Below are 13751 nucleotides of genomic sequence, written 5' to 3' on the forward strand. Positions count from 1 at the left end.
TTACTTATTTTTTGCAGCAATATCATTCAGCTTATTTTCTATTGTTTCCTCATCCAGCCAGTTTCCCCGATACATGACGCCAGAAATAGTATTTGAGTTGGAAATATCTTTAAGCGGATTTTCTTTCAGCAAAACCATATCAGCAATTTTGCCTTCCTCTATAGTCCCAATGTTCTCAAGGTCACCCAAATATTCGGCAGCATTGTAAGTGCCTGTTTTTAATGTTTCGTAAGGTGTCAGACCAGCATCAACGATATATTGCAACTCATGGTGAACAGAGAATCCCTGCACGTTAAATATTTGGGGGGCATCTGATCCAAGCAGCAGTCCGGCGCCTTCGTCGTGCAGGGCTTTTATGATATCGCGACGGAGTCGCAGGTAGTTTTGTGCTAACTCTTCATTATATGCTTCATTTCCGGTGATCGATTTCTTGCTTTCTATCCACTGTTGTACGGTCTCGGACGGCATGTACTGAAATTCAGGACGCTGGGCCAGTTCTTCAGGTGAGTCGGGACCCAATACGTGCTCAAGAAGAGCCTGAGTGGGTACATTCCATGCCCCGGCTTCTTTTGTTTCGGAAGCAATTTCCGAAATCTTATCCTGATCTATGTGCGGCGTCAGGTGCATTCCAAAATAGATAACACCGGGATTATCTATTTCATCAGGATTTACATTGTCAGCAGCAAGAGCTTCAGGATATTTATCGAGATGATCAATTGTTTTCTGTCCCGCTTCGAGCGCCCGCTCAAGCCCTGCCGAAGAAGGTATATGGCCGGAAAATTCAATTCCCACACTATTTGCTTCATCCGCTATAGCGTTGTACTCCTCGAGAGTTAAACCCGGAAATATTTTTAGAAAATCATAACCCGCTTCATGCTGGTCACGCACTTGTTGTCGTGCCTCTTCGGGAGAATTAAAAGAATTGCCGCCAAATCCCGGTCCCGAGGTATAAATGCGCGGACTCTGAAAGTCTCCCTGGGCAGCTTTGTCTCGCAATTCAAGATGCAAAGGATCGCCGAGCATGCCTCGGATTGTGGTGATACCATTCGCCAGATAGAGAAAAAGCATATCATCAATATATTCCTGATCGGCATCCCCGGAGGGAATATGAGCATGCATTTCGGAAAGGCCGGGGATCAAATATCCTCCTTCTCCGTCAATAATTTCAGCATCATTTTCTAACTCATACTGTTCCCCTTCCCTAATTCTTACAATACGATCATCTTTTATAAATACCGAGTGATTTTGCTGAATATCTTCATCATTGTCACTCATGGAGATGACATGAACATCCACTATAACTTTATCGGCCTCAACAGATTCATTCGAGTTACAACCGAAGAGAAAACCCATCAGACAAAGGATAATTATTTTCTTATACATGATTGCTTGGTTTTATTTATTGACTATACACCTTCTAAATCTTCAATAAATATTTGGATAATGACAAGTTGCTGGAAGGATAGTAAGAATATTAGTTTTGTCGCTTAAGGTGGGAATTTGCTGCAAGGTGCTTTGGGGAGATCAGGTTGTTAGTTGAGAATCCAGTGTCATCTCTCCGGGTTTGTCGTCATCAGAGATACTTAATTCGGCCAATTTTCGTCCCGCTTGTGTAACAGGGAGGCAAACAGCGGTGGCTCCGGCTTCTCTGATGATTTCTTGCTCTTCTTCTTGCATGGTGAGTGCGATCACAGATCCCTTGTAGTTACTTTCGCGGAGATATCGGGCAGCGTTAATTTTGGTTTCAAGTTTATCAATAGCCAGAATTACGGCGCGCATATTGCTAAGATCCATATTTTCCCAAAGTTCAATGTCCTGCATATCGCCGTAAACTACGCGCCTTCCTTCTTGAATGTTTTGTTCGATACGGGCTGGGTCAATGTCCATACCTACGACAGGCTTATCTTCTTTACGGAGCCGGTCGTAGGCAGCTTGTCCAACTCTTCCCATACCAACAACCAGATATTCGGCCGATCCGAGTGATATTCGTTGATCATCTGGATGCACAACATCCCTCTCGAGTGGAATTAGGCTTGATTCCATTTTTTGCCATAACTGTTCTTCCCAGATGGTGAGAGGAGCATTAAGTGCAAAAGAAAAGGCCGTCAGCAGAGCAAAAGCAACGACTACGCTTTCAGAAATAAATCCAGCCGATGCAGCAACCGTACCAGCGATGAGCGTAAACTCACTATATGAAGTAAGTGAGGCGGTTGCAATGAACGAGGTACGTGCCCGGAGTTTGAATAGCATCATCAGAACAAAAAAGAGCACTGATTTTAATGGAAGTACTAGAAGTGCTATCAATACGAGATAAAAATCCTGCAGATCTGGTAAACCGGCAAGTCCAACTTCAAGAAAAAAACCAACCAGGAATGCTTCTTTTAATCCCCACAATTTTTTGGACAGGTCGTTTGCTACTTCATGGCCGGACAGCAGCATTCCTGCAATAAGGGCGCCAAGTTCTGAAGAGAGTCCCATTTCCTCGAACAGGGAACCACCGCCCAGTGCCAACATCAGGGCGAAAAGCAACTTTAATTCGTCTTCGTCAGTGAGCTCTACTATCTTAATAATGCCCGGCCGGACAAGCGGTAATCCCAAAAAAGCAAGACTCCATGGTGACGGTGCGACACCACTGGTAAGCGCAAGCAAAATAATGGCCACAACATCTTGGAAGATGAGGATTCCGATAGCAACTCGACCGTGAAAAGCCTCCAGCTCCCTGCGTCGTTCCAGATTTTTAGCTGTGAGTACTGTACTCGAAAATCCAAGTACTATGCTGATAATTAGGGAAGCCATAAAGGGGTATCCGAGAGCCATCGAAATCGGCAAGAATATCCCGGTAGTAACAAGCAGATGTATTCCACCGGTTCCAAGTACTTCGGAGCGGAAAATACTTTTAAGCCGAAGATGCAGACCAACGGTAAACAGTAGAAAGAGTACCCCCAGATGAGCTATCTCCTTTAAGGCAGTACCGGCTTCATATCCATAGGCCGAGAGGATTCCACCGGCTGCCAGATAGCCGACTAATGGTGGAAGTTTGATACGGGAGAAGAGCATCCCGAAAATAAAAGCAACTCCGATCCAAAGAATATCCATTGTTATGTTATAGAAGAAAAATCTATCGGTTATAAGATATAGCTGTACAGGTTTTCTGCAGAGATCAGCAGCTATGATTTTAGTAGTTCGCCAATAAGATAACGTACAAAGTCAATTTCATCTTTGTTCACCGTATGTCCCATCCCTTCATAAATACGTTTAGTGACATCAGCATTGAGTTGCTTAAATACCTGCTCAGTTTCATCCACACGCTCTTTGGGGATATGTGGATCACGGTCACTGCATCCCAGGAAAACAGGTGTTTGATTCAGTGAGCCATTGTATTTTTCGGGATAAATTTGCTCACCAATGAGTCCACCGCTGAATCCAACGATAGCACCGTACTTTTGGGGATGTCTGGCCGCAAACTCTGTTGTGAGGCATGCACCCTGGGAAAATCCTAATAAAATAATCTTATCCGTAGGAATATTTGTATCATTTAAATCGCTTATTTGATCATAAATAGCCTGTAGGCCGCTTGATATGCCCGGTTGATTCATATTTTTAGGTGCCATGAATGAGCGGGGATACCAAGTATGTCCGCTGGCCTGTATTGCCCGGTAATGGGTGTCGTCTGTCTGAAATTCATCAGCAAACATGAGCATGCTTTGTGCTGTGGCACCGCGGCCGTGAATCAAGATCATAGCAACTTCGGCCTTTTCAGCGTCAACGCCGGCTGTTGCTACCTGCTGGTTTTGGTGGGGCCCGTTGAATGGATTCTCGGGGTCAACTCGGAATAGTGACATATCAGGTAAATTTTGGTGATGCATAAATGCGTAATTTGGTGTTTCTGTTACGCATTACAAATTACGTATTAATCGCTGGGAGTGCTGCTTCAATCTGATCGCGTTTCGGTTCGTGCCAGGGCGTCAGCTCCAGCTTTTCAGCCTGATCTTCCTCGGGATCTGAATTAACAAAATAACCCGGACCATGCGTAGCCATTTCAAACAATACGCCCGAAGGAGTGCGGTAGTAAACCGATTTAAAATAATGACGATCAATTATTTCTGTCGGCTGCAGCCCCATCCGCAGTACTTCGTGTCTCATCTTTTGAAGATCTTCTTCGTCTTTGCTTTGGAAGGCGACATGATGGACAAATCCTGCACCATTTCGTCCCTGTTTGGCAGGTACATCTTCTACAATTAATGAGTGCCCTAGTTCGCTGCCCGTTTGATAGAGTGTAGCATTTCCTTCCGTGGCAACTTTTTCAAATCCCAAAACAGAGGTAAGAACTTTAAGAGTGTATTCAGCATCATGCAGTTGGAGAGTAGTACTCCAGAAACCCTGGATTTGATGCTTTTGTGGTACCGGAGACTTTGCCCATTCTTTTAGATCATTCTTTCTGTTTTCAAATACCAGTCGTAGCCTAAGACCATCCGGATCCTTAAAGGATAAATATTGCTTGTCAAACTTTTTATTAGGCCCGCTATAGCGGATATTTTGATCCTTCAGGCGCTGCTGCCAGAAATCCATTGAGTCTTCAGGTACGGCTAACGATACAACAGTAGCTTCTCCGGAACCTGTCGTGGATTGACGGGCACCGGGCCACGGGAAAAATGTTAAACTGGAGCCGGGGCTACCCTCAGAGTTTGCATAGAACAGGTGATACTTTGTAGGATCGTCCTGATTTACAGTTTTCTTTACCATCCGCATACCCAGCTTTTTAACGTAAAAATCATAATTATCCTGCGGGTCGCTGGCAATTACAGAAATATGATGAATGCCTCTGTGCTTTGACATAGTCATAACTAATTAACTGGTTAGCTTTGGAAGTTCTTCTTCTACAGTCTGCCGGTCGTGTTCAAGCCATTGCGGAAGCTGAAGCGAGCTGCCCAGCTTTTCCTCTTCCTCGTCTATCAAAAAACCAGGCGAATCCGTGGCAATTTCAAACAGAATGCCTCCTGGTTCATGAAAATAGACCGATTTGAAATATTGTCGGTCTTTAACCTCTGTGAGAAAGTACCCTTTATTCTTGAGATTATTACTCATTTTTTTCTGCTCCTTTTCGTTTTCAGAGCGAAAAGCTATATGATGAACCGTTCCTTTTCCCGGTCTCCCGTTTAAATCGAACTGATCTATAATTTCGATGATTGAGCCAAATTGTGCGTCAGTTTCGTATAAATATCTATTATCTAACTGATTGGTTAGTTTAAATCCCAAGTTTTCTTCTAGCAAGCGTCCTGTTTTAGAATAATCTTTTTCTGCCAGTGTGGCTCCATGGAGGCCGTGAATAGCATGCTTCTTCGGAACAGATCTGCCATCCCAACCCGCCACTGAATTGGCCTTGGGATCTAAAACTAGTTCAAGATGTAGTCCGTCGGGATCCTGCAACCCAATAATCTCTTTGCCAAACCGAGAAAAAGGATCTTCGATATCAATATTATGCTCATTCAAATGATCAAGCCAAAAGGACTTAGAATCAATCGGGACAGAAAACGAAACGGCTACAACTTGACCTTGGTCGGGACTACCATCCTGCAGATGTTCATAAGGAAAAAATGTGAGAATAGTTCCCGGCTCACCTGTTTCATTTCCATAGTATAGATGGTAAACTGCAGGATCGTCAAAGTTGATCGTTTTCTTTACAAGTCGTAATCCCAAGACATTAGTATAAAAGTTATAATTTTGCTGGGGATCTCCGGCAACTGCTGTTATATGATGAATGCCCTTTTTTACCATGAATTACTTTCTTCTTTATCGATTCTGAAAAACGTAATAACTTCTAATTAGTTCAAGGTTAAATTAAGTTTTATTCCTCTCTATTTCGACTTCTGTAATACAGAAAAACCAGAAAATATCATACAAGTGAACCATTTTACTATAATGTAACGCATTAACTAACAGAAGGGGTGAAAAAGTTAAGGCAAGTCTAATTTTATCAGTGAGAAGAAGTCCAAGCCCAGACTTTTAGAAGTTAGTTAAATCATTTTATGTTCTTTTAAAATTATCTTTTTAGCGAAAGAGAACGTTGGTTCGATTCTTTTAAATATTCAAGAGAAAAAATATCATGAGACGACTACTATTGCTTTCGATCATTATAATCATAACTGTTTCCTTAATTGGCTGTAGTGATTCCAGTACGGGTCCTGATACTAACAACGAAGACAAAAATAGCAGTGAAACGTCTACCTACTCCGTTTCTGTTGATGTGACTCCGTCGGATGCAGGAACCACAACACCTTCCGGGGATGATACTTATGAAGAGGGGGAAGAAATTGAATTGCAGGCTGATCCCAGTGACGAGTACCTTTTTTCTGAATGGACGGGAGATATAGAAAGCTCGGATAACCCTATATCTCTTACCGTTGACCAAGATTATAATCTGACGGCAAACTTTGAGCTGAAAAATTATGAACTCACCATAAATACCGAAGGAGAAGGTGCCGTTAAAGAAGAAGTGTTAGAGCAGAAGTCCAAAGAGTACGAACATGGTACAGTTGTAGAATTAACTGCTGATCCTGCAGAGGGATATAGATTTGTTGAGTGGAAGGGAGATATTGATGGTACTGATAATCCTGCCGAGATTACCATTGATGATCCTAAAGAGGTGACAGCGGTCTTTGAGAAGAAAAGTTATGAATTGACGGTGAATACCAATGGAGAAGGGGCCGTAAGTGAGGAGGTTATTCAGCAAAAGACTACTGATTATGAATTTGGAACTGTTGTTAAGCTTACTGCCAATGCTGCCGAAGGATGGAAGTTTGCAGGCTGGCAAGGCGATAATACAACCTCAGATAATCCCATTGAAGTTACCATTGACGATCCCAAAGAAGTAACGGCTGTCTTTGAAAAGAAAAAGTATGACCTTACCGTAAGTACTGAAGGGGAAGGGTCATTAGCCAAGAATCCGGATCAGTCAGAGTATGCATATGGAACTATTGTAGAAGTCACGGCTTCTCCTGAAACAGGTTGGGTATTTAAGGAATGGGCCAGTGATGCAGAGGGGACTGATAATCCCATCCAAATTACAGTTGATGCTGCTAAAGAGGTGAAAGCCGTCTTTGAAAAGAAGAGTTACTCGCTGACAACGAATATCGAAGGAGAGGGAGCAGTCACCGAAGAGATAGTGCAACAGAAATCCAAGGATTACGAGCATGGCACAGTTGTGGAATTAACGGCTAATGCAGCTGATGGATATGAGTTTGCGGAATGGAAAGGGGATTTGACAGGCACCGATAATCCTTCCCAAATAACCGTCGATAAGGCCAAAGAGGTGACAGCCGTCTTTAAGAAGAAGAATTATGCCTTAACAGTAGAAACGTCTGGTCAGGGATCAGTAACGAAAAACCCGGACCAATCTACCTATGTGTATGACACAGAGGTAGAACTCACAGCTGATCCCACCGAAGGATATACGTTTGTGGAGTGGCAGGGAGATATCACCGGAACAGACAATCCAGCTCAGATTACGATGGATAAGGCGAAAGAGATTACGGCCGTCTTTGAGAAGAAGAGTTTTGCCCTGACTACAAGTACAAATGGAAGCGGTTCAATAACAAGATCTCCTGATCAGTCAACCTATGAATATGGAACGACTGTGGAGTTAGAGGCTGTACCGGAATCTGGTCATCTGTTTGCAGAGTGGACCGGCGCTATAGTCACTACAGATAATCCTGTTCAGATAACTGTGGATAAAGAAAAAGAAGTGACAGCTGTCTTTGAGCAGAAACCAAAATTCTATCTGGCCGAAAACGGAGTGACCATAAAGTGTGAGGACGCTGAAGTGGGTGATACAGGAACGGTTGATGGTGAAGAATACACCAAACGCACCGCCGATCAGATTACGACAAATAATGCGTCGACTACATGTACCTCTGGCATAACGGATATGAGTTATTTGTTTGACGGAGCCGGCTCCTTTAACGAGGATATCACCCACTGGGATGTCAGTAGCGTAACCCGTATGAATCGCATGTTTACTGGTGTTGATCTCTTCAACCAAGATATAAGCCATTGGGATGTGTCCAGTGTTCAAAACATGGATAAGATGTTTTGGCTTGCGAGTGACTTCAATCAAGACCTCAGCGGTTGGTGCGTAAAGAAGATCGCTTCAAAGCCTGATGATTTTGATGTGGGGACACATGATGATTTTGAAGGCAATATCAATAAGCTGCCGGATTGGGGTACGTGTCCATAGTAGGAATAGACAAGTTCAGTGAAATAAAGGCGGCTTTCGGGCCGCTTTTATTGTTTGAGTGTTATTTTCTAACCGCCTACCGATGAATACAGTAGGCTAATATTGTCAAAGGTTGCTTATGAAAGCTTGAAAATTTCTAGCTTGATGGTTTTAACCTCAGGCTGTTGGTGAATAAGACTCACCAGGTCTATTCATTTACTAAAATTCGGTACAAAACCATACCAAAGGACTTCCCTGGAGGGAAGATTTTTATCTAACTTTTCCCATACACCGCCACAATACTACCTCTTGTCACCTCATTTTCAGGAGATGCCAAATAGACGATTTGCTTCGCCAGCTGTTCGGGTTTGGGCCATTTATCAAAATCGGCATCAGGCATAGATTCGCGGTTTTGCGGTGTATCGATAACCGAAGGTGCAATGGCATTGACTAAAATATCATCGTCAACCACCTCAGCGGCCAGTGATTCGGTTAAAGCCGCGACTCCGGCTTTGGATGTCGTATAGGCAGTCATCCCTTTTCCCTGGCGCGGTTCCAAAGCGGGACGTGCGGCAACGTTGACAATACGTCCGCCGCTTTCTTGCGTTTTGAAATGCTGTGCAGCAGTGCGACAGCTATTGTAACAGGTAACCAGGTTCATATTTATCTGCTTCATAAAATCAGCTTTGGAAGATTTATCAATAGCTCCCATTCCGAATCCGCCGGCAATATGAATTGATCCCCAGAGCGGTCCTTGTTCATCGATGGCTCTTCGATAGAAAGATTGTGTTTGCTCTTCATTCGAAAGGTCAATCCCCGCCACGGCATAAATATGCTCTTCATATTTGAGCTTAAATGATTCCAACTCAGCTTCATTAAAACAGGGAACACTACATTTTGCTCCAGCATCAATTAAAGCTTGAGCAACAGCTGTACCCAGTGAGCCAGCCCCTCCGGTGACGATGAAATGATGATCACTTAAATTCATACTAATAGTGATTAAAATTTTCGTTTAATATTGAACTAAGCAACATCTTTGAGGCAATTTACATTCACTGTAATCACAAGATTTAACTGGAGTTCTGCCGAAATAATTCTGCACACTTTACAAATTGATCGGCATCACCCATTAGTACAAGGCGATCATCGGCTTCAAGTTCAAAGTCAGCTGAGGGATTTCCTATCGTTTTTTCATCTCTCTTTACCGCCAGTACCGTTAATCCGTAGCGGTTGCGCAGTTTGAGTTCCTGGAGTGTTTTGCCGGCAGCTGCAGAATTTTTCCGTACTGCCACGGCCCTGGTATGCAGGCCCTCTTCATCGAGTCCCTGCAACACCATCAGATGTGCTTCCTGTATGCTTCCGCGTACAATTTCATAATCATGGGCGCGCAGGGAATGCACATGTTCATTTATTTCTTGCTCCGGAATACGATAGGCACCCAACACGTGTGAAAAAATTCGCACTGTTGTTTCCATCTCTTCGGGGACAACAACATCAGCACCGAGATTTTCGAACTTCTCGAGTTCATTCAGATAGCGGGTTCGGACAATAATTTGTAGTGTGGGATTTAAGTGCCGCGCCCGCTGTACAATACGCGGGCTGGATTCCGGGTCGTTGGTGGCAATTACACAAAGCTTTGCCCTTCTAACCGATGCCAGATCTAATATGTGTTGGCGGCTTGCATCTCCAAAAATGGCAGGAATATCATTTTTGTGCATCTCCTCTACCGAATCGGGATTCATTTCAATGACAACAAATGGAATCCCGGTATCTCGCAATACCTGTACCAGATGACGACCGGCAGGTCCGTACCCGACAATAATAACATGGTCTTCTAATTTTACTTTCTCTTCTTCAGACTTGTATTTAGACTTTGTGGCTCTGGCTAAATGGCGGAGCGGAGTTTTGTGCAATAGATCACCAACCATAGTGCTTTTGTGCAGCATAAAAGGAGTGCCTATCATCAGAAGCACGGCAACGGCAATAAAGGTCTGAGCTCCCGGCTCACCCATTCCCGCCGGAGATATTCCCGCCGCACGTCCCACACGTTCCAGCACAAAAGAGAATTCGCCGATTTGAGCCAGCGTAAATCCAGAAGCAGCCACGATCCGAATGGGATATTTGAGCGTTAATAAACTTGCTGTATTAATAATGAATTTTATGGCAACCACTGCCAGTGCCGTACCCAGTATAATCAAAGGATTTTCGAGGACATAGTTAAGATCCAGCAACATGCCTACGGAGACAAAGAAGACAGCGTTAAAGATGGTTCGCAGAGGCAGTATCTCGCTGATAGCCTGTTCGCTGAAATGGCTTTCGCTCACCACAAGTCCGGCCAAGAAGGCACCCAAGGCCAGACTTACGCCTACCATGTTTGTTAAGGCCGCCGTACCGAAGCAGATGGCGACAACGGTTAACAAAAAGAGTTCCTGGCGGCGCGTCTTCGCTACTTTTTCCAGAATCCAGGGGACAATGCGCTGGGCTAAAACCAGTATCAGTACTATCAGTAATGCTGCTTTACCCAGGATTAAGCCTATGCCTGCAAGCGATTGTGATTCCCCCGCTAAGATCGGAACCATTAAAACCATCGCAATAATTATGAGATCCTGAAAAATAAGTACCGCCAGCGAAAGTTGTCCGGAAGGCGTATCGGTTTTATCTTCGTCGCTTAATAATCCCAGAATAATAGCCGTACTGCTGAGTGCTACCAGGCAGCCGGTGTAGATAGCCGCATTCCAGTCAACTCCCCACAATGAAAGCAATAGTGCCACCAATGCTGTGGTAATACCCACTTGAAGCCCGCCGCCCAGAAAGATTGCTTTTTTTATGCGTGATAACTTTTCCAGGCTAAATTCTATCCCAATAGTAAACAGCAGCAGGATAATTCCTATTTCGGCCAATATATCCACCAGCTCCTGATCTTGCACCAGCGCCAATGCATTAGGTCCTATAATCACGCCGGCAATCAAGAATCCTACTATAGGCACGATCTTAAAACGGTAACAGAGGTAGGCGATAAAAACACTAACCGTAAAAAGGGAAACAAGTTCGGTCAAAAAGGGGAGATTTACGGCAAAAATCATTAGTTACTATTTATTTGAAGAGCATTTCTGTAAAATTCTTATTCCAGCTTAAGAGAGATACTGCCTGTCCAGTTGAAATCCTTGTGGAGCAGAGTTTATTAACAAAGTAACTACAGCTGAGATAGAATAAATTAATTATTTGCTGGATGAGAGAATAATATAATCAATGTGCAAAAGAACAAATAGATGATTATCCGGAGTTGAGAGTTGTATTAACGTATACTATTTAGAAGGATCGAAGACAGTTAACACTAGCCGGCCAGTAAACAGCTAACTTGCCAGCACAAATATTTTTTGAACAGCCGATAACTAAGGGCTTGCAATCTTCATACAGGCTACGTATCCACTTCTTAAAAGGGTTTCAACATATTTTTAATCGTTGAAAGGATAAGCTTATTATACAATAGTATCTGATGGTTGTTTAATAGAATATAAATACAATTGGTTTAACGTTATAAAGCTATAAATAATAGAGTTATCCTTATTGTTAGTTGTCAAACAGATACAAAAAGCTACATTACAGAAATAGTTATGGTTAGGGTCTGAAGGAACTCATATTGATGAATCTTAATATTAAAACTAAACTTTATATTGGACTGGGCCTGTTGGCACTGGTAATAGTATTGCTATGGAGCAGCAGCCTGATTTTTATTAATACGCTGGCTGAGAATTCAGGTGCGATTATCCGGAATAATAATCGTACAGTAACTTATATGCAGAATATGGAGCAGGCATTAACGCATGTTCACCTTATTGCATCTGAGAAATTTGAAGATGAGCAGATTAATCTGAAGAAATGGAATGTAGATTCGCTTAAAGAGCAACTGTTTACTAATCTAAAGAGTCAGCAACAGAATATTACTGAAGAAGGAGAAGCTGATCTTAGCAATCAATTACAGGAAAGGCTTCTGAAATATTTTGAGCAGTTTGACCGGTTTCAAGCGAGTAGCTCTTCTGATCTTGATCCCTACCATGAAATGACTGAAAATTACAGTAAAATACAGGATTTGCTGGCGCAAATAACCTATCTAAACCTGGATGCCATCCATCAAAAGAATGAGCGGGCTCAGCAGACAGCTTCTAATGTGATTTGGTATATGACGATTATCGGAATCGTTAGTACGTTGCTGGCATCGGGTCTTCTGATTAAGTATCCCAATTATATTATAGATCCAATCCGTGAACTGATCGATCGAATCAAGAAAATTGCGGATCAAAACTATGATCAGCAGCTGAAATTTGAGACTGGTGATGAATATGAAGAATTGGCAAAAGCCTTTAATACCATGGCAACACGACTCCAGGAATATGAGTCAAGCAATTTGGCTAAGCTGAAAAATGAAAAACAGCGCATCGAAGCGATCATTAATCAAATGAATGAGGCTGTGGTGGGGTTGGACAAGGATTATCATATACTTTTCATCAATACCAAGGCTGAAGAACTTATCGGAATTGATCGGGAGGCACTAATTGGTGAGTTTGTCTCGGAAATAGCTTCGGAAAATGAATTGATGAAGAAGCTAATACAAGATTTTGACACAGCAGAGTATGATGAAACTCAAAATGCAGAACCAAATCTGCTGAAAGTTGAGGCTGGGGATCGTCTTGTTTATTACTCTAAAGAGATTCTCCCGGTATTGATGAATGATGAAGATAATGAGAAGAAAAAGATTGGTACGATTATCACCTTGAAAAATGTGACTCACTTTCAGGAAATGAGTGAGGCCAAAACAAATTTCATATCGGTGGTATCACACGAACTTAAAACCCCTATCTCATCAATAAATATGAGCTTGCGGCTGCTGAAGGATGATCGGATTGGATCACTGAACGAAGAACAATCTGAACTTGTCAGCAGCATTCAAAGCGATGTCAGACGAATGAAAAAAACAACAGCAGAACTGCTGGATATTTCTAAGATTGAAACAGGCAATATTCATTTGAACAGCCAACGGGCTCGTCCGATGGATCTTATGGAATATGCTCTGGAAACTATGATTATGCAAGCCAATCAAAAAGATATCTCTATCGAGATAATCGGTGATGAAGATCTTTCTGCAGTGAAAGCAGACCTGCAAAAAACGGTTTGGGTGCTGGTTAATCTGATTTCTAATGCAGTGCGTTATAGTCCGCCGAAAGGTACGATCTCAATGAAAGCTGAAGATGAGCCGCGGGTTGTTAGATTTTCGGTTATCGATAATGGTAAAGGCATTCCGGAAGAATATCGCGAGAAAGTTTTTCAGAAATATTTCCAGATACACAGCGAACAGGACGGTGCCGGAGGCAGCGGTCTGGGACTGGCTATCGCTAAAGAATTTATCAATGCACAGGGCGGAGAAATTGGAGTTGAAAGCGAACTTGGCAAGGGAAGTACGTTTTATTTTACACTTCCCAAAGTCTGAGTGGCATGGATCTTACATTTATTACACATTTGGGGCAGAAAACGGAATTTTGGC

9 protein-coding genes are annotated in these 13751 nt (G+C 42.9%); 2 read left to right on the forward strand and 7 right to left on the reverse strand.

The features are described 5' to 3' along the window. The 5 genes from ACT3ID_RS01650 to ACT3ID_RS01670 form a co-directional block, all read right to left on the reverse strand. On the reverse strand, nucleotides 1-1383 hold the full coding sequence (locus ACT3ID_RS01650) for an amidohydrolase family protein (RefSeq protein WP_491540233.1): 1383 nt from the start codon (nucleotides 1381-1383) through the stop codon (nucleotides 1-3). Nucleotides 1384-1524: 141 nt separating this feature from the next. After that, nucleotides 1525-3096: a cation:proton antiporter domain-containing protein gene (locus ACT3ID_RS01655; protein WP_491540234.1), complete on the reverse strand. Its 1572-nt coding sequence runs from the start codon at nucleotides 3094-3096 to the stop codon at nucleotides 1525-1527. A 71-nt stretch (nucleotides 3097-3167) separates the two neighbouring features. Further along, nucleotides 3168-3842 (reverse strand): alpha/beta hydrolase, encoded by a 675-nt coding sequence (locus ACT3ID_RS01660; RefSeq protein WP_491540235.1) that lies wholly within the window; start codon nucleotides 3840-3842, stop codon nucleotides 3168-3170. Nucleotides 3843-3903: 61 nt separating this feature from the next. Continuing rightward, nucleotides 3904-4836, reverse strand: coding sequence for a ring-cleaving dioxygenase (locus tag ACT3ID_RS01665; protein ID WP_491540236.1), 933 nt, complete (start codon nucleotides 4834-4836; stop codon nucleotides 3904-3906). A 12-nt stretch (nucleotides 4837-4848) separates the two neighbouring features. Then, nucleotides 4849-5775, reverse strand: a complete 927-nt coding sequence (locus tag ACT3ID_RS01670; RefSeq protein ID WP_491540237.1) for a VOC family protein — start codon at nucleotides 5773-5775, stop codon at nucleotides 4849-4851. Nucleotides 5776-6103: 328 nt separating this feature from the next. Between ACT3ID_RS01670 and ACT3ID_RS01675 the strand changes: the two genes are divergently transcribed. Further along, nucleotides 6104-8233: an InlB B-repeat-containing protein gene (locus ACT3ID_RS01675; protein ID WP_491540238.1), complete on the forward strand. Its 2130-nt coding sequence runs from the start codon at nucleotides 6104-6106 to the stop codon at nucleotides 8231-8233. A 253-nt stretch (nucleotides 8234-8486) separates the two neighbouring features. Here ACT3ID_RS01675 and ACT3ID_RS01680 read toward each other — a convergent pair whose 3' ends face one another. After that, nucleotides 8487-9200 (reverse strand): SDR family NAD(P)-dependent oxidoreductase, encoded by a 714-nt coding sequence (locus ACT3ID_RS01680; protein ID WP_491540239.1) that lies wholly within the window; start codon nucleotides 9198-9200, stop codon nucleotides 8487-8489. Nucleotides 9201-9282: 82 nt separating this feature from the next. Then, the gene (locus ACT3ID_RS01685) at nucleotides 9283-11295 is read right to left on the reverse strand and encodes a monovalent cation:proton antiporter family protein (protein WP_491540240.1); all 2013 of its coding nucleotides are present in this window, start codon (nucleotides 11293-11295) and stop codon (nucleotides 9283-9285) included. A gap of 560 nt (nucleotides 11296-11855) precedes the next feature. Between ACT3ID_RS01685 and ACT3ID_RS01690 the strand changes: the two genes are divergently transcribed. Continuing rightward, complete coding sequence (locus ACT3ID_RS01690; RefSeq protein ID WP_491540241.1) at nucleotides 11856-13697, forward strand: ATP-binding protein; 1842 nt, start codon at nucleotides 11856-11858, stop codon at nucleotides 13695-13697. The last annotated feature ends 54 nt before the right edge of the window (nucleotides 13698-13751 follow it).

It is taken from the genome of Fodinibius sp. GM108 (assembly GCF_058386985.1).